The 24,016-nt window shown below is 28.4% G+C and carries 23 protein-coding genes; 7 read left to right on the forward strand and 16 right to left on the reverse strand.

Features of this window, described 5'->3' with window-relative positions:
- Positions 1-92 precede the first annotated feature (92 nt).
- The 10 genes from I6E15_RS04480 to ald all read right to left on the reverse strand — a co-directional run bounded on the left by I6E15_RS04480 (position 93) and on the right by ald (position 9,926).
- Positions 93-1,337 (reverse strand): nucleotide sugar dehydrogenase, encoded by a 1,245-nt coding sequence (locus tag I6E15_RS04480; RefSeq protein WP_235245606.1) that lies wholly within the window; start codon positions 1,335-1,337, stop codon positions 93-95.
- 21 nt (positions 1,338-1,358) lie between these two features.
- Positions 1,359-1,907 carry a serine O-acetyltransferase gene (locus I6E15_RS04485; protein ID WP_235245608.1) on the reverse strand — a complete coding sequence of 183 codons (549 nt, stop codon included), beginning with the start codon at positions 1,905-1,907 and terminating at the stop codon, positions 1,359-1,361.
- Positions 1,908-1,932: 25 nt separating this feature from the next.
- The gene (locus I6E15_RS04490; RefSeq protein WP_235245611.1) at positions 1,933-2,964 is read right to left on the reverse strand and encodes an NAD-dependent epimerase/dehydratase family protein; all 1,032 of its coding nucleotides are present in this window, start codon (positions 2,962-2,964) and stop codon (positions 1,933-1,935) included.
- A gap of 1,075 nt (positions 2,965-4,039) precedes the next feature.
- Positions 4,040-4,612 (reverse strand): hypothetical protein, encoded by a 573-nt coding sequence (locus tag I6E15_RS04495; protein WP_235245613.1) that lies wholly within the window; start codon positions 4,610-4,612, stop codon positions 4,040-4,042.
- On the reverse strand, positions 4,612-5,955 hold the full coding sequence (locus tag I6E15_RS04500) for an AAA family ATPase (protein WP_235245614.1): 1,344 nt from the start codon (positions 5,953-5,955) through the stop codon (positions 4,612-4,614). The genes I6E15_RS04495 and I6E15_RS04500 overlap by 1 nt, the downstream gene beginning before the upstream one ends.
- A gap of 406 nt (positions 5,956-6,361) precedes the next feature.
- Positions 6,362-7,501, reverse strand: a complete 1,140-nt coding sequence (gene tnpB / locus I6E15_RS04505) for an IS200/IS605 family element RNA-guided endonuclease TnpB (RefSeq protein WP_235245615.1) — start codon at positions 7,499-7,501, stop codon at positions 6,362-6,364.
- Positions 7,502-7,520: 19 nt separating this feature from the next.
- Positions 7,521-7,925 carry an IS200/IS605 family transposase gene (tnpA, locus tag I6E15_RS04510; RefSeq protein ID WP_235245616.1) on the reverse strand — a complete coding sequence of 135 codons (405 nt, stop codon included), beginning with the start codon at positions 7,923-7,925 and terminating at the stop codon, positions 7,521-7,523.
- A 266-nt stretch (positions 7,926-8,191) separates the two neighbouring features.
- Positions 8,192-8,449, reverse strand: a complete 258-nt coding sequence (locus I6E15_RS10305; RefSeq protein WP_419180947.1) for a hypothetical protein — start codon at positions 8,447-8,449, stop codon at positions 8,192-8,194.
- Positions 8,446-8,772, reverse strand: coding sequence for a DUF3644 domain-containing protein (locus I6E15_RS04515; RefSeq protein ID WP_235245617.1), 327 nt, complete (start codon positions 8,770-8,772; stop codon positions 8,446-8,448). The genes I6E15_RS10305 and I6E15_RS04515 overlap by 4 nt, the downstream gene beginning before the upstream one ends.
- A gap of 47 nt (positions 8,773-8,819) precedes the next feature.
- A complete protein-coding gene (gene ald, locus I6E15_RS04520; RefSeq protein WP_235245618.1) occupies positions 8,820-9,926 on the reverse strand; it encodes an alanine dehydrogenase in 1,107 nt (368 codons plus the stop codon).
- A gap of 182 nt (positions 9,927-10,108) precedes the next feature.
- On the opposite strand from ald, the gene I6E15_RS04525 reads away from it, so the two are divergent.
- The 7 genes from I6E15_RS04525 (at position 10,109) to I6E15_RS04555 (ending at position 16,452) form a co-directional block, all read left to right on the forward strand.
- Positions 10,109-11,437, forward strand: coding sequence for a Na+/H+ antiporter NhaC family protein (locus I6E15_RS04525; RefSeq protein ID WP_235245621.1), 1,329 nt, complete (start codon positions 10,109-10,111; stop codon positions 11,435-11,437).
- 72 nt (positions 11,438-11,509) lie between these two features.
- Positions 11,510-12,430: a phosphatidylserine decarboxylase gene (locus I6E15_RS04530; protein WP_235245623.1), complete on the forward strand. Its 921-nt coding sequence runs from the start codon at positions 11,510-11,512 to the stop codon at positions 12,428-12,430.
- Positions 12,427-12,819, forward strand: coding sequence for a NusG domain II-containing protein (locus tag I6E15_RS04535; RefSeq protein WP_235245626.1), 393 nt, complete (start codon positions 12,427-12,429; stop codon positions 12,817-12,819). Before I6E15_RS04530 ends, I6E15_RS04535 begins: the two co-directional genes overlap by 4 nt.
- Before the next feature lie 11 nt (positions 12,820-12,830).
- Entirely contained in the window at positions 12,831-13,979 is a 1,149-nt protein-coding gene (locus I6E15_RS04540; protein ID WP_235245628.1) for an AI-2E family transporter, read from the forward strand.
- A complete protein-coding gene (locus I6E15_RS04545) occupies positions 13,979-15,118 on the forward strand; it encodes a THUMP domain-containing class I SAM-dependent RNA methyltransferase (RefSeq protein ID WP_235245630.1) in 1,140 nt (379 codons plus the stop codon). The genes I6E15_RS04540 and I6E15_RS04545 overlap by 1 nt, the downstream gene beginning before the upstream one ends.
- Before the next feature lies 1 nt (position 15,119).
- Positions 15,120-15,761, forward strand: coding sequence for a hypothetical protein (locus I6E15_RS04550; protein ID WP_235245631.1), 642 nt, complete (start codon positions 15,120-15,122; stop codon positions 15,759-15,761).
- 94 nt (positions 15,762-15,855) lie between these two features.
- Positions 15,856-16,452 carry a peptidylprolyl isomerase gene (locus tag I6E15_RS04555; RefSeq protein ID WP_177161008.1) on the forward strand — a complete coding sequence of 199 codons (597 nt, stop codon included), beginning with the start codon at positions 15,856-15,858 and terminating at the stop codon, positions 16,450-16,452.
- 347 nt (positions 16,453-16,799) lie between these two features.
- Here the strand turns inward: I6E15_RS04555 and I6E15_RS04560 are convergent, their stop codons facing one another.
- The 6 genes from I6E15_RS04560 to recJ form a co-directional block, all read right to left on the reverse strand.
- Positions 16,800-17,453: an amino acid ABC transporter ATP-binding protein gene (locus I6E15_RS04560; protein WP_177160992.1), complete on the reverse strand. Its 654-nt coding sequence runs from the start codon at positions 17,451-17,453 to the stop codon at positions 16,800-16,802.
- Entirely contained in the window at positions 17,453-18,079 is a 627-nt protein-coding gene (locus I6E15_RS04565; protein WP_235245632.1) for an amino acid ABC transporter permease, read from the reverse strand. Before I6E15_RS04565 ends, I6E15_RS04560 begins: the two co-directional genes overlap by 1 nt.
- Positions 18,080-18,106: 27 nt before the next feature.
- Positions 18,107-18,868 carry an amino acid ABC transporter substrate-binding protein gene (locus I6E15_RS04570; protein WP_177160994.1) on the reverse strand — a complete coding sequence of 254 codons (762 nt, stop codon included), beginning with the start codon at positions 18,866-18,868 and terminating at the stop codon, positions 18,107-18,109.
- 179 nt (positions 18,869-19,047) lie between these two features.
- Positions 19,048-19,656: a copper homeostasis protein CutC gene (locus I6E15_RS04575; protein ID WP_177160995.1), complete on the reverse strand. Its 609-nt coding sequence runs from the start codon at positions 19,654-19,656 to the stop codon at positions 19,048-19,050.
- Between the two features lie 19 nt (positions 19,657-19,675).
- The gene (locus tag I6E15_RS04580) at positions 19,676-21,238 is read right to left on the reverse strand and encodes a ClC family H(+)/Cl(-) exchange transporter (protein WP_235245633.1); all 1,563 of its coding nucleotides are present in this window, start codon (positions 21,236-21,238) and stop codon (positions 19,676-19,678) included.
- A gap of 114 nt (positions 21,239-21,352) precedes the next feature.
- The gene (gene recJ / locus I6E15_RS04585; protein ID WP_235245634.1) at positions 21,353-23,935 is read right to left on the reverse strand and encodes a single-stranded-DNA-specific exonuclease RecJ; all 2,583 of its coding nucleotides are present in this window, start codon (positions 23,933-23,935) and stop codon (positions 21,353-21,355) included.
- Positions 23,936-24,016: the final 81 nt, after the last annotated feature.

The following is a 24,016-nucleotide window of genomic DNA, read 5'->3' on the forward strand; positions in this document are numbered from 1 at the left end:
TTTTTGTGATGCATTTTTTTAAATTAACAAATTTATTTAATTTTTTTATTTTTGACTTGACATTTAATAGTTAGTCTTATATATTTTGTTAATTAATCTCTACCAAATAAATCCCTTGTATATACCTTTTCCCTTACATCATCTAATGTTTCATCATATCTATTAGCTATTATTGCATTTGACATTTTCTTAAATTTCTCTAAATCATTTACAACTAAACTTCCAAAGAATGTTTCTCCATCATTTAATGTAGGTTCATATATTACAACCTTAACTCCTTTAGCTTTTATTCTCTTCATTACTCCTTGAATTGAACTTTGTCTAAAGTTATCTGAGTTTGATTTCATTGTTAAACGATATACTCCAACAACACCTTGATTTTCCTTTTCTTGATCCCATTCACTATTTTCTTCATAACAACCAGCAAGAGTTAATACTCTATCAGCTATAAAGTCTTTTCTAGTTCTATTAGATTCTACAATTGCACCGATAATATTTTCTGGCACATCTTTATAGTTTGCTAAAAGTTGTTTTGTATCTTTTGGAAGACAATATCCACCATAACCAAAAGATGGGTTGTTGTATTGATCTCCAATACGTGGATCAAGACATACACCTTTTATTATTTGTTGAGTATTAAGACCTTTCATTTCTGCATAAGTATCAAGCTCATTAAAATATGAAACTCTTAGGGCAAGATAAGTATTAGCAAATAATTTAACAGCTTCAGCCTCAGTAAATCCCATAAATAGAGTGTCTATATTTTCTTTTATAGCTCCCTCTTGAAGAAGTCCAGCAAAAGTATGAGCTGCTTCAACTAATTTTTCATCTTTCATATCAGTTCCAACTATGATACGTGATGGATAAAGATTGTCATACAAAGCTTTACTTTCTCTTAAAAATTCTGGGCTGAATAATATATTTTTTGTATTATATTTTTCTTTTACTGATTCTGTGAAGCCCACAGGAATAGTAGATTTTATTATCATAATTGCGTTTGGATTATATTCCATTACAAGTTCTATTACTTTTTCAACAGCTGAAGTGTCGAAGAAATTTTTCTTACTATCATAGTTAGTAGGAGCAGCAATAACTACAAAATCTGCATCGCAATATGCTTCTTTTGCATCAAGTGTTGCTACTAAATCTAAATCTTTTTCAGCTAAATATTTCTCAATATATTCATCTTGAATAGGAGATTTTTTATTATTTATTAAATCTACTTTTTCAGGTACAATATCAACAGCTACAACTTTATGATGTTGTGCTAAAAGTGTTGCAATACTAAGACCTACATACCCTGTACCAGCCACTGCTATTTTTAATTTTTTGTCCATTTTTTTACACATCCCTTTTATCTAAACTATATTATTAATATAATCTTTTGTTGCTTCTATATTCTCTATTATTTTACAAGGATTTCCTACAACTATTGAGTTATCAGGAATATCTCTATTTACATAGGTATTTGGTGCTATCAAAACATTATTTCCTATTTTTATTCTACCTACTATCGTTGAGTTTACTCCAATCCATACTTTATTACTTATTATAGGAGTGCCTTTTCTTTCTCCCCTATTTTCCTGACCAATAGTAACTCCTTTATGAATATTTACATTCTCTCCTAGAATTACATTTGGATTTATAGTTATATCAAAGGGATGACCCACATAAAATCCCTTTCCTATTTTTGTATTTGGACTTATCTCTATTCCATACTTAAGTCTTATTTGCCTTATAAAAATTTTATAAAATAATTTTAAAAATTTATTGTTTGAATTTTGATATTTTCTAAAAAAATAATTAAATCTCAATTCGTGATTAAATATTACTTTTAAGATATCTTTATTCTTGCATTCTCTTCCAAAATATCTATAAAAATCTTGTGAAAATTTTAAACTATTCATAAACTTACCCCTCTATTTGTATTTCTTATAAATAGAATTTTTTATACCATTCTGCAAATTTTCTTAATCCATCTCTTAAAGAAGTACTTGGTTTAAAATTAAAATCTCTTATTAAATCCTCTACATCTGCATAAGTCATTTCAACATCACCAGGTTGCATTGGTACTAGCTCTTTATGAGCTTCAAAGTCATAATCTTTAGGTAAAACCTCTGCTCTTATTAACTCTTGTTGTAAAATATCTACAAAGTCTAATAAATTTTCTGGTTTATTATTTCCTATGTTATATACCTTATATCTAACACCGTTTTCATTTCTGTCTGGAGTTTTTTCCATAACATTTACTACACCAGTAACAATATCATCTATATATGTAAAGTCACGTTTACAATTTCCATAGTTAAATATTTGGATTTTTTCACCTTTTATTAATTTATTAGTAAATCCGAAATATGCCATATCTGGTCTACCTGCTGGTCCATAAACTGTAAAGAAACGTAACCCTGTTGATGGAATATCATAAAGTTTTGAATATGCGTGAGCCATCAATTCATTTGATTTCTTTGTTGCTGCATAAAGTGATACAGGATTATCAACTTTATCTTCTGTTGAGTATGGTATTTTTTTATTCATTCCATATACGCTAGAACTAGATGCGTATACTAAGTGTTCTACTTTATTGTGACGACAAGCTTCTAAAATATTAAAAAATCCGATTAAGTTTGATTCTAAGTAGGCATCAGGGTTAGTAATTGAATATCTTACTCCAGCTTGAGCAGCTAAATTTACAACAATTTCTGGTTTATATTCTTCAAAAACTTTTTCAACTAAAGGTTTATCAGCAATATTTCCTTTTATGAAAGTAAAGTTTTTGAAGTTTTTAAGTTCTATTAATCTGTATTCTTTTAGATTAACATCATAATAGTCATTAACACTATCAAAACCAATAACTTTTATATCAGAAAATCTATTGTATAACTCTTTAACTAAGTTTGAACCGATAAATCCAGCAGCTCCTGTTACAAGGATAGTTTTTTGTGATAAATCAATTTTTTCCATAACCAATCTCCTATATACTTTCTAATTTATGTAGATAATTGTATCTTTTTATTATAAAAATGTCAATCTATATTTAACAATTTTAATAATAAAAATTACATTTTTTAATTAAGTTCAATGAAACAAAAAGACCCTCATTAAATTTCAAATTAATTACAGGTCTACACTATTTTTATTTATACTACCCCCCCCCCCCGTTAAATTCGTACACTTATATTAAACTTTTTCATTTTCAAATCAGGTTAATTAATTATACCCCTCAATTTTTGATATGTCAAGGAAATATTTACTTTTTTACATCACTTTTACAATTTTATTTTTCTTACTAATCACTGACATTTTCTGTCTTTTATCCAATCTGAAAATTATTAAGATGTTTTGATTTTTCTATTTTTTTATATTTTCTTAACAAAAATTACTATTTTTCTTATTTATTTTTTTCATTAACTATACTTATAAGAAAAATGAACTATAATTTCATTTTTCTTATACAAATATGCAATAATATCAGATTGAATTTTAGATTTTTTATTACATTTTTATAATAATTTTAATTTCTTTTTCATAATTTTATATGGAAAATGTTTAGTGTAATAAAACACTGTATACATAAAAAATCCCATCTCTCAAAAGACAGGATTTTTTTCTTTAATTGAATTTTATTAAATTATATGATAAAATACATATACCAATATTGCTATTATGATGGATTTTTATCTTATTTTGCAGATGAAATCATAACATATATTGATTTCAATCAAACTTTTGATATTTGTATTTGGTTTAAAAACTTAAAGCAAATATTTTTTTATTATTTAACTTTACTACAAAATTTAAAATTGGAGGAAATAAATATGAATCTTTGCAAAATAATAGGAGTTTTAATGAAACTGGTTCTTATAGAAGGTATTTCACTCTCAAAATAACAAAATCCATTTTTATAGATAAGAATCAAATTCTAAACCAGAGGGGAGAACTCCCCTTACCTTCCACCAAATGAAAATATTTAAATATTTTAAAGATTATATTTATATGAAAAATTAGAACTCTACAAATCTTTTTTTACACTATTTCATTAAATAAATAGCTTTTCTAACTCATAAATTTCATTTGCCTTTTTAATAAAAAATTCAACTTTACTTATACTATCTATATTATTCTCTTTGCTACTTTTTCTTTTTGAAGTAAGTTTTCTCTGGTCATTATAAAATATTCCTTCTTTTATAACATAATCTATTTTCTCTATTTCGTTACTATCTTTATATATTTCAAATAAAAAATCTACAAAAGCTTTTCCTTTTCTCAGTTGAGACAAAGCTTTCTTTTTTGCATCATTACTTAATGTTGATTTTATTTCTAAAAGAAATACACAAAGATGATTATCCTTTTTAAAAATAATTATTCTATCATTTTTTGAGTTAATACCTTCAATAGATTTATTAAAAAAAGGATATACTCTAAACTCTCCATCTTCATTTTGATCCAAAGAAAAGGCAACAATCTTTCCTTTTGTCTTTATTTTAACAAACTTTCCACTTGCATTGCTATTTTCTTCATAAAAAATTAAATGACCGTCTACATTTTTTCTAACTTTAAAATCTTCAAAAATAATATTATCTAAATCTACCAAAATTTGATCTACATCCATTATTCATCACCAGATTCTTTTATTGAATAATAAATATCATCATTTCTCTCGTTGATACTTTCAATTACTTCGTCAAAAGTTTTTGTAATAATTCCCTCTTCTCCTATTTCCATTTCATCTAGAATTCCATCTTTAAATAAATAAGCTCCCACATTCTTTCTTTCTAAAACATCTTCTTTACTATAGTCATATTTTTCCATAATTTTAGTTTTATTTTTAAAATCATTATCTAACATTAAAAGATTATTAAACTCTTTAGTAATATAATCACTGTGGGTAGAAATAATTACTTTAATACCACTATTTACTAATCTTACAAGTAGTTTAGCAATTTTTACTTGATTTTCTGGATGTAAATTTAATTCTGGCTCATCAATTATTAGATAATCTCTATTTTTTATTAGATGTCTTAAGTAAAATATTATTCCAAAAATTGTTTTTACAGTTGAAGAAGCTATATATAAGTCTAACTCTTTTTCATTTTCAGTTTGATAAAAAATTCTATTATTATCTATTTTATATTTTCCCCTAATTATCTCTTTTTCCATCTCTTTTGCTATGTTAACAAAAATTTCGTTTCCTTCGTTTTTATCATATATATCCAATTTAGTTAAAATTTTTAAATAATCTTTTACAGGTTTAGGATAATTATTGACATTTTCTATCTCTTCCTTACCTTCAACAGAAAAATCCATATTTTCTACAATATTAGCTCTTTTTCTTAAAAGTTCATTATAGAAAATATTAAGTCCATTTCTCTCAGTAGGTAACATATACTTTTGATTCTCTTCTTGAATTAAACAAATTTGAAGGAAATTTTCTATATATCTTCTCAAAGATTCTTCTAATATTTTTTTTTCTGTTTTTTCTTTAAAATAAATTAATGTTATTTTATCACTACCTTCCACTTTATTAAGATTGCTTATTTTTACTTTATTTTCTCCAATGGTTACATTTCTGTCAAATTTTAGTTTAATTAGCTTTTCTCTTTTTTGCTCTTTATCTAATTCAATCTCTAATTCTAATTCTTCAAAAAAATCTTTCTTGCTATTAAAAACTTTATACAAATTTTCTTTAACTTCATTAGCTATTTCTTTAACTATTCTATCAAAATTATTATCAAATAAACTAACTACATCTATTTCTTGCACCCCTTCTTTAAACAATTGATCTATATTTAAATTAAGGTTTGTTCTATAATCTTTTAAGGTTTCTAAAATAGAATAAATTAAATAATTAACATAAGTTTTTCCTGTATTATTTTTTCCACAAAATATAGTCATATTTCTTATAGTAACTTCACCTTTTTTTAAAGGACCTAAATTTTTAAATTTTATTTTCAATCTGATCACCTGTTCCTATATCTATATTTTCCAATCAATTTTTTTATTAATATTTTATATTATTCTCAAAATTTCTGTTATATATAAAAGATTCTACCATTTTTTAATTAAAATATCAACGAGGACTTTTTTCTTTTCTGACCATTGCTGATACAAAAGATTATACTAATACAAAACCTCATACTTCCAAAAGTCCAAAAGGGTATACTGACGGAATTACAGAAAGCTATACTGACACTAGTACAGAAGGCACATACTCTATTAATAATAACTATAGTGAACCTCTCCCACTTAAAATTACTTTGTAATTTTTGAAGTGGGAGCTTCTTCTTGGGAAGTAGCTGCTTTTGTTAGCCAACTATATTTACCAAGCTATCCCCGTAGTTCCTACGGTTCTTTTTATTTTTTAGACTGCTTGTCTTATTCTTAGACCTTCAGCCAATATATTTTTACTTGCATTTATATCCCTGTCGTGGTGAGTATGACAAATTGGACAAGTCCACTCTCTTACATCAAGAGTTTTCTTGCCATCACGATTCCCACATACAGAGCATATCTGACTTGACGGATATAGTCTATCTATTTTTATTATTTCTTTACCATACCATTTCGCCTTATACTCAAGTTTATTTACAAAACTAGCCCAAGATACATCTCCAATAGATTTTGCTAATTTATGATTATGAAGTAATCCCTTTGTATTTAAGTCTTCAATACAAATAATATCGTGGTTTTTGATTATATCCATACTTAATTTATTTAAGAAATCAACTCTCATATTCATAATTTTTTCGTGTATCTTAGCTACTTTAATTTTTTGTTTTTGATAATTTTTAGCCTCGCTTAATTTTCTATTTTCTTTTTTTGCAATTAGAAGTCTTTTTGATAATTTTCTTTGTTCTCTTTTTAGTTTTTTCTCTAATTGTTTTCTAAATTTTAGATTTTCTATTTTTTCTCCAGTAGAAAGAATAGCCATATCTTTAATACCTAAATCAATTCCTACTGATAAATTAGTTTTTGGTAATTCTTGAATATCAGTTTCACATAACAAAGAGATAAAATACTTGCCACTTCCATTACGCGAAATAGTAGCAGATTTTATTATACCCTCTATTTTTCTATGCACTTTAATTTTTACTAATTCTTTAAGTTTTGGAATTTTTAATCTGTTTTCAAAAATATTTATAGTACCATTTTGATTATTAGTTGTATAACTTTGTACAGGATTTTTCTTAGATTTGAATTTAGGAAAACCTATAGATTTATCTCTAAAAAAATTTTTATATGCTTTATCTAAATTCATTTGAGCGTTAGCAAGAGCAAGACTATCTACTTCTTTTAGAAATTCATACTCTTTTTTATATTGAGCAGGAGTTGGATATTTTATCTTTTTATCAGTATTACCTTTACTTTCTTCATATGCTTTGATTCTATCATTTAGCATAAGATTATAGACAAGACGAACACAACCAAAAGTTTTACTAAAAAATATTTTTTGTTCATTGCTTGGATAAATTCTAAATTTATATGCTTTTAGCTGTTTCATCAGTCCAACTCCCTCAAAATTATTTACTCTTTTGTCCTTGTTCCTCTATATATTTTTTTATGATTTCAATAGGAGCTCCTCCAGTGGTCAACAAACAAAAACTTTTAGACCAAAACATTTCTTTCCAAAGATATTTTCTTATATGTGGAAATTCTTTTTTTATTATCCTAGAACTTGCTGATTTATACGCATTTATGAATTTAGTCAATTCTGTTTTAGGATGAGCCTTGAACATTATATGTATGTGGTCTTTATCGTGATTCCATTGTACTAAAGTTATATGATACGGAACTCCAATTCTTACAAACATATCTTTAGCAAATTCAGAAATTGTGTCATCAAATACATTTTTTCTATATTTTACTACAAGAACTAAGTGATAATGCAATAAAAATACTGAATGACAATTACTATCTAATTCCATTGTTTTTACTCCTATTTTTATATATTTACTGATTATATTATATCACTTTACCTTCTAAAAAACAATAGGGCAATTCATCGCACTACCTATAGAGGTGGGCGACTTCTTGCCCATTAGGTTAAAAAAATTTTTATTGCTATTTTTTTATTTTTATGATAAAATTTTTATACAAATGAAAGTTAATTTAAGCTAACTTGTGAAGGGTTTGAGCTGGGTTCTCGAATGAGAGTAGGTGCTTTGCACTTAGAATTCCTTTGCTCCTGGGGTTAGCTTTTTTTATTGCCATCTTTTAACTTTTTCTTTAAATTTTGTATAATATTTTCTGGATCTTTGACGTATTCCCCAATAATAAAATCAATAGCTTGCTGAGAATAATAATACCTAGGTTTTCCATCATTCATTAATGTATAGCAAAATCTTTCTTGATTTTTCAATTCATAATAATTAACAAATAATAAAAACTCATTCCTGTTAAACTTTTTAGTAGTTAAAGAATTATTAATTCTTTCCAATGCTCTAGTCATTGTGTAAGGATGTGTTGTGTACTTGTATTTCTTAACTCTATTATTTTTTCTAAATTTTTTCTTAAAGGATCCTTATCATTTGTAAAAACTTTTTTTATACAATTTTCCAAAGTAATAGTTCTTTCAGGACTATCCTTATAGTATATTTCTTTATTACCAAATTTTTTAATAATATGAGCTTTTAGCATTAATTCCCAAGCATTGCATATAAAAAAACTAAATCCTTCAACTCTATATTTTATAGTTGGTTTATTATATATTTCAATTCCCAATATAAAAGCTTCTATTGCTTTATTTAAAATATTTTTTTCTAACTCAATCATAATTTTCCTCCATTATAAAAGCTAGTCTTTTATCACAACTTCTTTTATTAGAATCCAACACCTACATAGTCTAGTCCCAAGCTATCGGCAACTTTTCTGCAAGTAACTCTCTCATTCATAATATTTATTCCACCTAAAAGTTCTGGATAAACAGTACAAGCTCTCTTTAGACCTTTACTTGCGATCTCTCTTGCATATTTAAGGATTGAGTTTTCAACAGAGACAGTGGCAGTTATAGGATAAGCTCCCGCCATATTACCAACACAGTAATGGACAACACCATCTACCACATATGTTGGATTTTCCAAAGTTGTTATCTTAGAAGTTTCAAAGCAACCACCTTGGTCAATAGCCACGTCAACTATTACACTACCTTTTTGCATTGTATTTATATATTTTTTAGTAACAAGACAAGGAGTTTTTCCACCTGGGATAAGTACAGTACCTATTAAAAGATCTGCCTCAGAAACAGCTTTTTCAATATTTCTTGGTGTAGAATAAAGAGTTGTTATTTGACTTTTATAATTATCGTCAAGATATCTTAATTTATTCATATCTATATCAATAGCAGTTACCTCTGCTCCCATTCCAAAAGCTGTCTTTATAGCACTTTGTCCAGCAACTCCAGCTCCAAGTACAACAACTTTTCCTCTCTCAACTCCGGGAACTCCACCTAAAAGTTTTCCCATTCCGCCGTTATTTTTTTGAAGATAAAAACTTCCCACTTGAACAGCCATTCTACCAGCTACTTCAGACATTGGAGAAAGTATTGGTTTTACTCCGTCCTCTTGAATGATAGTTTCAAAGGCTATACAAGTAGCCCCTGTTTTTAAAAGCTCAAGAGTAGTTTTTTTATGTGCTGCAAGGTGAAGATAAGCATATAATATATGGTGAGGTTTTAAAAGTTTTATCTCACACTCTAAAGGTTTTTCTACTTTTATTATTAAGGTAGCTTTTTCATAAATCTCTTCAAAAGTATCCACCATTATAGCTCCACTAGAGATATATTCTTCATCAGTTATTCCAGTAGCAAGTCCAGCTCCCTTTTGGACATATACTTCGTTACCATCTAGTACTAGTTGCCCAACACCAGCCGGAGTCAGCCCTACCCTACTTTCATCGTTGTTTTTTTCTTTAGGTATTCCAATCTTCATATATATCCTCCAAAATTCCCTATTATTTTTTTATACTTTATATTATATATTATTTTTAAGAAAATAACAAATAGAATATATATATTATAAATCATTTTTTTACAAAAAATATTATAACTTTATTTTATTTTTTGTGAAATATATACTATAATGTATATATAACGATTATATGGGGTGAATTTATGAAAAAAGTTCTATTTTTTATAAGTGTTTTATTGCTTATCTCCTTTGTTATTTTTACAAAATTTACCATTGGAGGAATTATTCTGGCAATCTATGTTATTCTTTCTATGGTGGCAACTAGAAGAAATTTAACATTAGATGAGATCATTGATATCTCTATTTTGTATGGGAAAAAATCAAGTCTGGTTATTATCCTTTTTATTTTTATAGGTAGCCTCTCTGCCACTTGGATGGCTTGTGGTACAATACCGGGACTTGTTTATTATGGATTAAAATTTATTAATCCGAATATATTTTTATTCTTTGTTTTTGTAATCTGTTGTATCGTTTCATCAATCTTAGGTAGTGCCTTTGCCTCTACTGGTATAATCGGTGTGGCTTTAATGGCTATTGCAAAAACTAGTGATATTAACTTAAATCTTGTTGGAGCAGCAATAATTTCTGGAGTTTATTTTGGAGATAGATGGTCGCCAATCTCTGTAAGTGCCAACCTTGTATCATCTCTTACTGGGGTTAGTATCTTTACAAACTTAAGAAATATGGTAAAATCAACAATTGTGCCATTTATCTTGACATCAATTCTTTACCTTGGGCTTTCAAGAGTATTTACTCTTGATATTACAGAAAATCTTCTACCTAATATGATAATGGTAAATTATAATCTTGATATTAGATTTATTTTCTTGCCACTTGTTGCTATTATAGTTTTATCAATCCTTAAGGTAAATGTTAAAATTTCAATGGGAATAAGTATAGTTATGGCAACTTTAATCTCTGTATTTTTACAGAATGAAAAGTTTTTTGATGTACTTAATTATGCTTTCAACGGATTTTATAAATTTAACGGTGGAGAACTTGAAAAAATCATAAAAGGTGGAGGGGTTGTATCTATGGCAAATGCTACAATCGTTATTGTTATCTCTTGCCTTTTAGTTGGAATTTTGGAAAAAATGGAAATTTTATCATTCCTTAAATCAAAAATCAGAAATATAGATTCAAGAGCTAATCTTTTTGCAAATATGTTTGGTATCGGAGTTATATCAAGTATGATAGGTTGTAACCAAACTGTATCAATAATTATGACTGAACAGGTTATGGAAGAAGTTTATGATTCAAGAGGTCTTAGCCGTGAAGATTTAACTGTAGATTTGGAAAACTCAGCTGTTATACTTAATGGATTTATTCCTTGGAACAGTTCTTGTTTTGTTCCTTGTGCTATTCTTGAAGTGGCATTTTATATAGCTATACCACTAGCTTTCTTCTTGTCACTTATCCCAATCTGTACCTTTATTCAGTACAAGATTTCTGACAGAAAAGCTTTAAAATAAAATTTTCTTTATTGTTCTAATAATTAAAAAAATATGGTATACTATAAAGAGTAATTTTGATAGGAGATATATATGGAATTTAAAAAGATTAACTATATAGATAGAAAAACTGGAAACGTTCTAGTTGAAAATGTTCCCGGTGAAAAGTTTTTAAAATTTTTATACTATAATCCCTTTGGAAAACTACCACTAGAGCTTTTAGTAAAGAGAAAATTTTTATCTGCTCTTTATGGTAAAAAGATGGACTCTCCTAGTTCTTGCAAACTTATTCCAGACTTTGTAAAAGAACATAATATAAATATGGAAGAAAGTGTAAAATCAATTGATGAGTTTCAGTCTTTCAATGATTTTTTCACTAGAAAATTAAAGCCTAACTCAAGAGCTATCCAAAGAGAAAAGGGAGTTTTGGCAAGTCCTGCTGACGGGAAAGTATTTGTTCTTGAAAATATCAACAAAGATACTCAGTTCTTCGTCAAAGGTGAGAAGTTTACATTAGAAGAGTTTTTTAGAAACAAAAGTTTTGCTAAAAAATACGATAATGGGATTATGTTTATTATAAGACTTGCACCAGTGGATTATCATAGATTTCACTTCCCAGCCTCTGGTTTAATCTCAAAAAGTAAAGTGATAGATGGAGCTTACTACTCTGTATCTACCCACGCAATACGTACTAATTTTAGAATTTTCTGTGAAAATAAAAGAAGTTTTTCAACTCTTTTCACTGACCAATTTAAAGATATATGTATAGCTGAGATTGGAGCCACTATGGTAGGTGGAATAAAACAAACTTATATCCCTTATACATATGTAGAAAAGGGAGATGAAAAAGGTTATTTCTTCTTCGGTGGATCTACTGTAATCCTACTCCTTGAGAAACAATCTTTCAAAATTGATAAAGATTTATTAGAAAATAGTAAAAAAGGTATTGAAACAAAGGTTTATATGGGAGAAAGACTTGGAATTTCCCAAATAGCTAGAGGTGACGACTTTTGAGAAGAAAGCCCTGTTACTTTAAGAAATGGGATCTAGTTATATACTTTTTTATATTTTCAATACTTTTTTCTTTGTTTTGTTATGCCCAAAATCTTAACAACACAAAGGGAAATAAAGCTGAAGTATATGTAGATAACAAACTTCGTTATGTGTTTGATCTAGAAGAAAATAAAAAAGAATATTTTGTAGATACTAATCTTGGGGGGGTTAATATCGAGATAAATAAAATGAAAATAAGAGTTACAACTTCTAACTCTCCTCTAAAAATCTGTGTAAAACAAGGTTGGATTTCAAATTCTGGAGATACTATCGTAGGGATACCTGATAGATTACTTATAAAAGTAGTTGGAGATACTGATGACTCTGAAGTGGATACTATTATTAAGTAAGGAGTGAGCGTATGAATAAGCTATCTGAAAGAAAACTTTTCTTTAAAATTTTTATCTTAGGTATGATCCTAATCTTTATACAGACTATGTTTCAAAATAATTCTGAGTTTTTAAATATCTTAAGGACACTAAAATATTATGGAAAACCTTTTATCTATGGAATTTTTATAGCAATTCTTTTTGACCCTTTAGTTGAGTTTATTGAAACAAAATTAAAATTTTCAAGAATTGTATCTTTATGGCTTGGATTTTTAATATTTATCTGTGTTTTCACAGGACTTATGTTTTGGTTTATTCCAAACCTTATCAATAGTTTTGAAGATATTATAAAGATGTTCCCATCACTTCAAGATAAATTTGTCTACTATCTTAGAAAACTTTTTGATTTCCTAAGAGAAAAAGATCTTTTGATGATGAATGGAGATGAAGTTCAAAAGGCTATTGAAGATTTTATTGTTTCAAACATTGAGCATATAAAAAATATCCTACTTTCTATAAGTCTTAATGTGGTTTATTGGATTGCTGAGGTTTTTGTATTTTTCTTAGGTTTATTTTTAGCTATTTATTTTATATTATATAAGAGATATTTTATGGGATTTTTTAAAAATTTAGTATTTTTATTTTATGATGATGAAAAGTCTAAAAAAGCTTTAGACTTTCTTATTGAGTGCAAAAATATTTTCCTTAACTATATGTCTGGTAGAATTTTAATCTCCATTGTAGTTGGGATTGTTGCATATATTGTTATGTGGTTTGGAAAAGTGCCTTACGCTCTTATCATCTCAGTTATGATAGGTGTAGGTAATATGATTCCATATTTTGGGTCAATCGTTGCAGGTGTAATTGCATTTATTCTTGTGGTTTTGGTTGAGCCAGTGAAAGTTTGGTATATATTCCTTGCTATGGGAATTGCCCAAGCAGTTGACGGATATGTTGTTGGACCTTTAATTTTGAGCAAAAGTGTGGGACTTAGTTCTTTCTGGATAATCGCCTCAGTTATTATTATGGGGAACATTATGGGAACTACTGGAATGTTTTTGGGAGTACCAATATTTGCAATCTTAAAACTAATCTATACAAAGCTAATAAAAAATAAAAGAGAAAATTTACGTATCAAATATGAAGAAGAGAAAGAAAATAACGAGTTTAAGGAGTTTTAATGGAAGATAAAAAATATACAATAGTTGCCTCTACTACAATGGGGCTAGAAAGTATTGTAAGAGATGAGTGTAAAGATTTAGGATTTAGTGACGTTCAAGCTTTTAATGGTAAAGTTGAATTTACAGGAACTTTAAGAGATATAGCTGTTGCTAATATACATCTTAGATGTGCTGACAGAGTATATATAAAAATGGGAGAGTTTAAAGCATTTTCTTTTGAGGAACTATTCCAAAATGTTAAGAAAATCAATTGGAGTGAGTTTATTGAAAAGGACGGAAACTTTATAATAAGTTGGGTAAGTGCTGTTAAATGTAAACTTTTCTCAAAATCTGATATTCAAAGTATCACAGAAAAAGCTATTGTTGAAAACTTAAGAAAAATTTATAAAGTTGATAGATTTTCTAAAAAAGGTGCAAAATTCGCTGTTAAAATCCAAGGGAATAAAGATGTTTTTTCTATAATGATAGATACAAGTGGAGTTGGACTTCATAAACGTGGTTATAGAAACTTAATAAATGAGGCTCCTTTAAAAGAAACTTTAGCTGCTGCTCTTGTTATGCTTACAAGATGGAAAGGTGGAGAAAGACCTTTTATAGACCCAATGTGTGGTACAGGGACTTTACCTATTGAGGCTGCTATGATTGCTAGAAATATCGCTCCTGGAGTAAACAGAAACTTTGCTGCTGAAGAATGGAAAATCTTCCCTAGAAATATGTGGATTGATGTTAGAGACGAGGCTTTCTCAAAAGAGGATTACGACAAAGAAGTTAGAATTTATGGTTCTGATATAGATGGCGAGGCTATAAAAGTAGCTATTGAAAATGCTGAAAAAGCTGGTGTTGAAGATGATATCTTATTTGAAAATAAAAACTTTTTAGAGCTTGAATCAATGGCTGACAAAGGTTGTATTGTATCAAACCCACCATATGGAGAAAGACTCCTTGATGATGAAAAAGTTGAAAGATTATATAGACTTTTAGGAGATGTTTTAATGACAAGATTCCCTAAATGGTCATACTACATAATCACATCATATAAGGATTTTGAAAAAGCTTTTGATAAAAAATCTACTAAAAATAGAAAATTATTTAATGGTGGTATAGAGTGTCATTACTACCAATATTATGGAGAGAGATAGAATGGATATAAAAATATTTATAGACTATGCTACTGAAATTGTGTTGCAAGTCCTAAGAAAAAATTCTCAAGAACTTCAAAAGGCTTATCAAGAAAATGATAACAAGAAAATAGAAGTTTTAGAAACTGAGATTATCCCAAAATATGAAAAACTTTATCTTGGGCTTACCAGTGATGAGATGAAGAAAAAAACTCCTGAGGAGATTGAAAATATTTTAAAAGTTTTAGAAGATATTTTAGAAAAAAATAACTTTACTAAAGAGTTTATTGAAGAGTGTCAAAAAAAGAGAGAAGAATATAAAGAGAGTTCTGGAGCTTTAGTTGTAAAAAGACTTTTTGAATACTCTATAAAAAATCTTAAAAAGAATAAGTCCAAAGTTTATGACAAGCTTAACCCCTTATTAAAAAGAGAAGAAAAGCTTGAGGCAGATTTAAAAGAGGCTATCCAATATGAAGATGAGATGAAAATATCTGCTGATATTGTTGATGTAAGAGAGGAAAAAAGAGAGCTTAATGATAAAATTGCTCTTTTAGATTTAAAAATAGCATCTATTGAGAGAGATATCCAAAATAGATGGAAATATGAAATCTATGGTACTGTTACACAAAAAGAACTTGAAAAATATATGAACTACAAGGATTAATCAAAGGGGGATTATTATGCTAAACAAACTATTTATACTACTAGGAGTTTTAACACTAGCTATGCTTGCTACAAGGTTGACTGCTAATTTAAAAATGAAGAAGTTAAAAAAATTGGAGGTTAAATTAATGGAAGTAAAAAAACTAAACGCAAAAATTATAACTAACAAAGGGTCTATCAATATTAAATTATTCCCAGAAGTAGCACCTTTTACAGTTCTTAACTTTGCACATCTATCAATGATAGGATACTATGATAACTTAACATTCCACAGAGTTATCGACGAATTTATGATTCAAGGAGGAGACCCAGAAGGAAATGGAACTGGTGGACCAGGATACCAATTCCACGATGAGTTCAAAAAAGAAGTTGTGTTCGATAGACCAGGACTTTTAGCAATGGCTAATGCTGGACCTAGCACAAATGGTTCTCAATTCTTTATCACTCACGTTGAAACACCTTGGTTAAACTACAAACATACTATTTTTGGAGAAGTTGTATCACCTGCTGACCAAGATATAGTTAATAGAATCTGCCAAGAAGATGTTATCAAATCTATCCAAATTACAGGAGATATAAAAGAACTTTATTCTTCTGATGAGGCTAAAGAAACAGTTGCTCAAATCAATGAAATCCTTATGTCTCAAAATAAATTCAAAAACTTAAGATATGAATCTATAAATAATTTATAATATAAAAATTGACTTTTATAAAAAAATATCTTATAATGTATGTGTAAATGCCCGTTGGGTACTTGTGAATTGGATTTAAAGGTCAGATAGAAGCTCTCAATTTTTGGGAGCTTTTATTCTGCTCTTTGACCGAGAGTAGAAATCCAATTTCACAAGGAGGTACAGATATGACAGTTAACTATATCGAATCCTTAAGTATTAACATTGACGGACTTTTAATTTTAATCGTTCTTATGATTTTAGTATTTAAGTTCATTCACAAAAATTGATCTACTTACAAAATATCTGTAACCTCAACCCTTCGGGGTAGAAAAAAAGCTACTGTATTTCTACAATAGCTTCTCATATTATTTATTTCTATTAGAAGAGTTATCTATAATCTCTTTTACTTTTCCCTTTTCAAATACAAATATTCTATCTGATACCTTATTTACAAAATCCATCTCGTGACTTACTATTACCATTGTGATATTTTTATTTTCTTCTCTAAGGCTTTCAATAACATTTAATACCTCTTTTACCATTTCAGGATCAAGAGCTGAAGTAGGCTCATCAAACAGTAAAACCTCTGGATTTTTAGCTAAAGCTCTTGCAATAGCCACCCTTTGTTTTTGTCCCCCTGATAGAGTTTTGGGATAAACATCAGCTTTTTCCTTAAGTCCTACCTTATCTAAAAGATTAAGTGCAATCTCCCTAGCCTCTTTTTTATCCATTTTATCCACAACTATAAGAGATTCCATTATATTTTGTGCTGCTGTTTTATGTGGGAAAAGATTAAATGATTGGAAAACCATTCCCATTTTATTTTTCTCAGGAACTTTTATCTCTCCAGAATCAATTTGTTCAAGATCTATAAGACATCTTAAGAAAGTTGATTTCCCTCCACCAGATGCACCAATTATAGAAACTACCTCTCCACGATTAATATCAAGGTCTATCCCTTTTAATATCTCATCTTTTCCAAAACTTTTATGTAAATCTCTCACTGAAATAAATTCCATTATATCATCACCTTTTGTTCCAATTTTTTAAATAACATTATTATCACAACTGACATTAAAAAGTATAAAGCTCCACATATTGCAAAAGGAACTATTGAGAAATCTCTTGTAACTAACTCTTTTGAATTTCTTAAAATCTCTGCCATTCCTATTGCTGATACAAGTGATGTATCTTTTACAAGAGCTATTGCTTCATTTGATAGTGGTGGTAAAGCTGTTATAAGTGATTGAGGAATAATTATTCTTATCATTGTTTGCCAATAAGTAAGCCCTAAAACCTTAGATGCCTCATATTGCCCTTTATCTATTCCTAAGATACTTCCTCTAAAAATTTCACAAAAGTAAGCTGCATAGTTTACAACAAATGTTATCACTGCTGCTGAGAATGCTGTTAATGTTATCCCAACTATTGGAAGACCATAATATACAAAGAATAGTTGTAAAAGAAGTGGTGTCCCTCTAAATATTGAAGTATAAACTACTATTATATTATTTACAAGTCCTTTATTTTTTAATCTCCCTAGAGATAGAATTATACCCAAAGGTAATGAAAATACCAATGTTAGTACATATAAATTTACTGTAAGTCCCATACCTTTTAGTATGAATAAGATATCATTTTGCATTTTTCTCTCCCATTTTCCTATTTATTTTTATTTACCAAACCATTTTGCTACTATTTGGTCATATGTTCCATCTTTTTTCATTTCATCTATATTTTTTTGAACTTCATCTCTTAATGCTTTGTCGCCTTTTCTAAATGCAACTCCATAATATTCAGTAGTTAAAGATTCTTCAGAATAAGCTAGTGCATTTTTCTTAGAGTTATAATATTTTCCATTTACTGCGTCAACTACAACTGCATCTAATCTTCCAGCTTCTAAGTCCATTAAAGCTTCAACATTTGTTCCATATTTTTTAACCTCTTTGATTTTTCCAAAGATTTCATTCTTTTGAACAGCTATATCTGCTGAACTTCCAAGTTGAAGTCCTACTATTTTACCTTCTAGTTCGCTAACTTTATTTATCTTATTTTCTTTTTTAGAGAATATCATTTGTCCATCTTCAAAGTATGGTTCTGAGAATAATGCTTGTTTTTTTCTAGCATCAGTCATTGTCATTCCATTCCAAACCATATCTATTTTTTTACCTTTAAGGTCAAATAAGATTCCGTCCCATTCACAAGGTTTAAATTCAACTTGAACTCCCATTCTTTTAGCAACTTCTTTTGCTAAATCTATATCAAATCCAACAATCTCATCATTTTCATCTCTAAATCCCATAGGTGCGAAAGTGGCATCTAAACCGACTATCATTTTACCATTTTTTTGAACATTTTTCAATGAATTATCTGCTCCAAACCCTAAACAACTTATTCCAAATAACATAACAACCAACAATAATAATTTTTTCATAAAATCCCTCCTCATTAAATATATATATTTTTTACTTTATTACTCCATTTTACTAAAGTGACTTTTTTTAAAAATAAACCATTTAGTAAAAACTAAATGGTTTTACTTTGTTACTTTAGCCTGCTAAATTTTTCTATGCAGTAATAATATCACTTTATTAATAGTTTGTCAAGGATTTTTTAAACAATTTTTTTCCCATGATACTCAGTGCTTACAATCTCTTTTGAAACCTTGTCAAAATTGTCTGTAGTAACTCCTCCTGCCACTATTACTGTTATATCATCATTAGCCTCAGCTATCATCTTATTAAGAATATCTTTTCCATCTAAAGCTTTGGCTTTTGTACCAGAAGATAAAATTCTCTTAACTCCTATCTCTGCCAATTTTTTTATCTCTAAAACTGGATTTTCCAAATCATCTATAGCTTTATGGAAAGTAACTTCCATTGGAGCCGCCAAGTCTATTAACTCTTTTAATAATGGATAATCTATTTCATCATTTTTAGTTAAAACCCCTAAAACTATCCCTTTAACTCCTAGAGCTTTGCAAAGCTCTATATCTTTTTTCATTATTTCTATCTCATTTTTATTGTAACAAAAATTCCCACCCCTAGGTCTTATCATTACAAATACTGGTATTTTTAGTTTTTCTACTGTAGTTTTTATTGTGCCATAAGATGGAGTCGTACCCCCTACATCTAAATTATCACAAAGCTCTACTCTATCGGCTCCCCTTTTCTCTGCTGATACTGCTTCTGAATAAGAACCTACACAAGCTTCTTTAACCATAATATACCTCCCTAATTTTTTAAGCTCCCTCTCCCATTTCTATAAGAGTAGGAGTTACCTTATTAGCTGTTTCCTCATTCATAAGGATAACCAATAAGTCGCCACTTTGAATTAATGTGTCCCTTGTAGGAGTTAGATATTTATCTCCTCTTTCAATATCTACTACTATACATCTTCCAGGCCACTTGATATCTTTTATATATACATTATCAAATTTTGAATCTGGTCCAACTGGAACTTTAACCAATACTTTATTTTGGTCATTTCCACCGATTTCATCTTTTTTAGGTAACATATTCTCAAGCAACAAGTCATATATAGGTTTTATTCCAATAAGTTCTGACGCTAAAAATGTAACCATACAAGCTGTCACAACTGGGAAGAAACAATAGAATGAACCTGTCATTTCAAGAATTAAAACTGTTCCTGTAAGTGGAGATTTTACAACTGTTGTAAGAAGTGTAGCCATTCCTAAAATTACAAAATATGTTTCGTAGTTAGGTGGTAGTTCAAAAAAGTTTCCTACAACCATTCCATAAATTTTACCAACTATTGCTCCTATAACAAGCATTGGTAAAAATATTCCTCCGGGAATCCCTGTTGCATAACAAATCAAAGTAAATACAAATTTTAAAACTAAAAGTGTTATCAATACTTTATAAGAAAAACTTTCGTGCATTATTCTCTCTGCAAGTCCGTGTCCTCCACCTGTTACATCAAAGAAAAATATTCCCATAACTATTGTGATTGCCACTACAATAACAGGTTTTATTATAGGATTAATCATTATATTTTTATAAAGTTTTTGAAAATATAATATACCATCACTAAATAACTTCCCTATAAAAGTTATAATTATAGCAAGACCCGCTATAAGTAGATAATATTTTAGTTGATAAAATCCTTCAACCTGCACATTAAAACTAGGTGCAAACCCAAAGAAATTCTTTGAAACAAACTCTGCTGATACTGATGCAATCAAAACGCAAGTCACTAGAAGTGGTGACATAAATTTATGTAACTCTTCTATGGCAAAAACTGTTCCTGCTATTGGTGCACCAAAAGCTGCTGAAAGTCCAGCACTAGCTCCACAAGTTATAAGATATTTTTTATCATACTCTTTTCTTTTAAATAATTTAAAAATTCCACTTCCAACCTCTGCTCCAAGTTGAACAGATGGTCCCTCTCTACCAAGTGACATACCTGCTACAATAGCAAGGACACCACCAAAAAATTTAGCTCCAAGCTCTCTAGCCCAATTGAAATTCATCTGTCTAGCAATTATCCCTTTTACTTGAGGGATTCCACTTCCCTTAACCATTGGAATTTTTACAACTATCCAACCTAAAATAAGTGAAATTACAAGCCCTCCAGCACATAATCCTAGAAAAACTCCGATTCCAAAATTTTCTCTTGCATAAGTGTATACCCCTCTTCTAAAGATCTCTGCATAAGCAAGAGAAACTCTATAAGCAACAGCTATAACTCCAGAGAAAATTCCAACTATGAAAGCTAGAAAATAAAGATCCATATGGGATTTTATATGACTTTGTAAGGCATTAGCCCCTGTCTCTTTTTTCATAACCCTCTCCTTAAAAAAATTCACTAAAAAACTATCTAATTATACTCTATTTGCCAAAAAAAATCAAGTTCATTCATTGCTCACTGTATTCCTAATATCTTTTTTTAATTATATCTATAGTATTTCTAATATATCTTTTGTAGCAAAAATTATTCCCTTTTCTTTAAGATTATTTTTTAGATATTCCCTTTTGGCAATACTTATTTTTCTTGACCAGAAGTTTTTAAAATCCTCTACCTCTTCTAAGCTTTCTATTATTTTTATATTTTTAGGGATTTCAAAAGTATCTATTATAGTTTTTTCAACTTTTATATTGTCTATTTTTTTATCTTCATCAATAAAAATCAAATAATTTTTAGGTAAATTTTTATCTACTCTATCTAAATAAATATAAAAATCATATCCAGATTTATATTCTTTTGAAACCTCAATAAATTTTTCTATATAATCTTTAGCTAATTTTTTATCAGTGATTAAAAGGGCTTTTTTACCTATAGTTTTATAATAAAGTCCAATAGTTTTTATTATAGTTCCAACTCCTCTATTTTCTTTATAAAGAGTTAATACATTTTTTTTCTCTCTAAAAATTGATGCAAGAATTTTCTTTTGATAATTATTATACTCAAAATTTCCAATTAGATTTTCTTTTATCTCTTTAAATATCTCTCCTTCTCTAATTTTAAAACTTTCAAAAGAGTAATCACGGAAAATATCTATATAGATATTAAAATTCTCATCTGTTTCCTCTATCTCAGTTACCTCACATAGAAATTTATAACCAAATCTATCTTTTAGATTAGATAAAAGATAAGAGGTTGTGCTATCTAATTCTCCAATAATTTGTTTACTCTCTTTTACATAGATTTTATCCTCATAATATGCAAAAGATAATTTTTCTTTTATTCTCTTTCTAGTATAAAAAACTGTTTTTATTGGGTAAACTGTATCATACATATCCATATCTTCTAAGACTTGATTTTTTATTTTATCATCATAAGTTTCAGAAAACTTTATATCCTCTATAAATATTTTATATTGATACTTATCTCTAAAAATTTCCATCTTAAGTTTAAAAGCAATATCAACTACACTTGCCCCATTTATCTCATTAAAAAGATCAGCACTATTCCACCAAACACAATTTTTTATCTCCACACCATTTTTTATAATATTCATCATAAGATGAGTTTGATCTTTTCCAATTTTTCTAAGATTTGTAAATGTACAATTTCTTAATGAGAAAACTGGAGTTGAGTTCCCAAAACCAAAAGGCTCTATTTTTGATATTTCATCTAAAAATCCATAAGATATTTTTTCAACTCTTAAGTCCTTATCAATCTTTATAGGTTTTAAAAAGTTATCTTCATCTAATCTTTCATTTACATATTTTTCTAATCTTTCTTTAAGCTCAGATATTTTATCTATCTCTATTGTAAAACCTGCAGCTCCCGAATGTCCCCCATATTTTACAAATACATCTCTTACAGAGTTAAGAGCCTCGATTATATTAAACCCTTCAATACTTCTACAAGATGCAACTCCCACTCCCTCGTCTTCTTTTATATCTATTACGATTGTTGGCTTATAATATTTATCCACAATTTTTGAGGCAACTATCCCTATTACACCACTATGAAGTTTTTCACGAGCCACTATTATTATCCCTTTTCTATCAAGATGATTATCTTCAATCTCCTCTACAGCAAAATCTAAAATTTTAGATTGAATATCTTTTCTCTCATCATTTTGTTTTATAAGCTCATAAGAGATAATATCACAAGCTTTGTTATCTTCACTGATCAAAAGTTCCACACTTTTTTTGGCATCTTCCAATCTTCCAGCAGCATTAAAAATAGGAGCGATTATAAATCCTATATCATAGGTATCATATTTTTTCTCCCTATAATTTTCATATAGTTTTCTAAGCAAGATACTCAAGCCATTCCATCTAGTTTTTCTCAATTGCTCAAGACCTTTTTTTACTATTATTCTATTATCTTCAACAAGAGGAACTAAATCTGCCACAGTTCCTATTGCCACAATATCAAGATATTTATATGCTTTTTCTTCAATTCCAAGCTTTCTATAAATTGCAAGAACTAGCATAAAAGCTGTTCCAACTCCAGAAATTCCCTTAAAGTCATAAATATTGTCATCTCTTTTTACATTTATAACAGCACTGGCTTTTGGAAGATCACTGTTTATTTCATGATGGTCAGTTATTATCATCTCTACACCAATTGAATTAGCAAAATCTACCTCATCAATAGATGAAATTCCACAGTCAACAGTCAGTATTAGCTCTCCACCTAACTCTTTTATCTTTTCAATTGCATCTTTGTTAAGACCATATCCTTCATCTCTTAGAGGAATATAATATTCACAGTCTATCCCTATTTCGTGAAAAGCTCTGTATAATAAAGATGTCGAAGTAATTCCATCAACGTCATAATCTCCATATATCCAAATTTTTTTATTTTGTTTTTTATATGAAAAGATTATATCAATAGCTTTTTCCATATCAGTCAGATCAAAAGGGTTTCTTAAATCTTCTATATCTCCGTCTAAAAATTTTTCAATCCCATTTTCAGTTTTTATTCCCCTATTTTCCAAGATTGTTAATAAGTCCTTACTATAAAATCTATTTTTCTCAAAATTTTTACTACTTTCTTTGTATATCCATTTTGTATTTCTCAAACTCCCACCTCCCACTTAAGTTTTTTTAATAAAATCAATATTTTTTATTTTTAAATATAAAAGGAGATAAAATTTTATCTC

Source organism: Fusobacterium perfoetens (genome assembly GCF_021531475.1).
Classification (GTDB): domain Bacteria; phylum Fusobacteriota; class Fusobacteriia; order Fusobacteriales; family Fusobacteriaceae; genus Fusobacterium_B.

Coding starts and splice junctions, on each gene's coding strand:
- I6E15_RS04480 (WP_235245606.1), bottom strand. CDS start 1,337: ATGGACAAAAAATTAAAAATAGCAGTGGCTGGTACAGGGTATGTAGGT.
- I6E15_RS04485 (WP_235245608.1), bottom strand. CDS start 1,907: ATGAATAGTTTAAAATTTTCACAAGATTTTTATAGATATTTTGGAAGA.
- I6E15_RS04490 (WP_235245611.1), bottom strand. CDS start 2,964: ATGGAAAAAATTGATTTATCACAAAAAACTATCCTTGTAACAGGAGCT.
- I6E15_RS04495 (WP_235245613.1), bottom strand. CDS start 4,612: ATGGATGTAGATCAAATTTTGGTAGATTTAGATAATATTATTTTTGAA.
- tnpB (WP_235245615.1), bottom strand. CDS start 7,501: ATGAAACAGCTAAAAGCATATAAATTTAGAATTTATCCAAGCAATGAA.
- tnpA (WP_235245616.1), bottom strand. CDS start 7,925: ATGGAATTAGATAGTAATTGTCATTCAGTATTTTTATTGCATTATCAC.
- I6E15_RS10305 (WP_419180947.1), bottom strand. CDS start 8,449: ATGACTAGAGCATTGGAAAGAATTAATAATTCTTTAACTACTAAAAAG.
- I6E15_RS04515 (WP_235245617.1), bottom strand. CDS start 8,772: ATGATTGAGTTAGAAAAAAATATTTTAAATAAAGCAATAGAAGCTTTT.
- ald (WP_235245618.1), bottom strand. CDS start 9,926: ATGAAGATTGGAATACCTAAAGAAAAAAACAACGATGAAAGTAGGGTA.
- I6E15_RS04525 (WP_235245621.1), top strand. CDS start 10,109: ATGAAAAAAGTTCTATTTTTTATAAGTGTTTTATTGCTTATCTCCTTT.
- I6E15_RS04530 (WP_235245623.1), top strand. CDS start 11,510: ATGGAATTTAAAAAGATTAACTATATAGATAGAAAAACTGGAAACGTT.
- I6E15_RS04540 (WP_235245628.1), top strand. CDS start 12,831: ATGAATAAGCTATCTGAAAGAAAACTTTTCTTTAAAATTTTTATCTTA.
- I6E15_RS04545 (WP_235245630.1), top strand. CDS start 13,979: ATGGAAGATAAAAAATATACAATAGTTGCCTCTACTACAATGGGGCTA.
- I6E15_RS04550 (WP_235245631.1), top strand. CDS start 15,120: ATGGATATAAAAATATTTATAGACTATGCTACTGAAATTGTGTTGCAA.
- I6E15_RS04555 (WP_177161008.1), top strand. CDS start 15,856: ATGAAGAAGTTAAAAAAATTGGAGGTTAAATTAATGGAAGTAAAAAAA.
- I6E15_RS04560 (WP_177160992.1), bottom strand. CDS start 17,453: ATGGAATTTATTTCAGTGAGAGATTTACATAAAAGTTTTGGAAAAGAT.
- I6E15_RS04565 (WP_235245632.1), bottom strand. CDS start 18,079: ATGCAAAATGATATCTTATTCATACTAAAAGGTATGGGACTTACAGTA.
- I6E15_RS04570 (WP_177160994.1), bottom strand. CDS start 18,868: ATGAAAAAATTATTATTGTTGGTTGTTATGTTATTTGGAATAAGTTGT.
- I6E15_RS04575 (WP_177160995.1), bottom strand. CDS start 19,656: ATGGTTAAAGAAGCTTGTGTAGGTTCTTATTCAGAAGCAGTATCAGCA.
- I6E15_RS04580 (WP_235245633.1), bottom strand. CDS start 21,238: ATGAAAAAAGAGACAGGGGCTAATGCCTTACAAAGTCATATAAAATCC.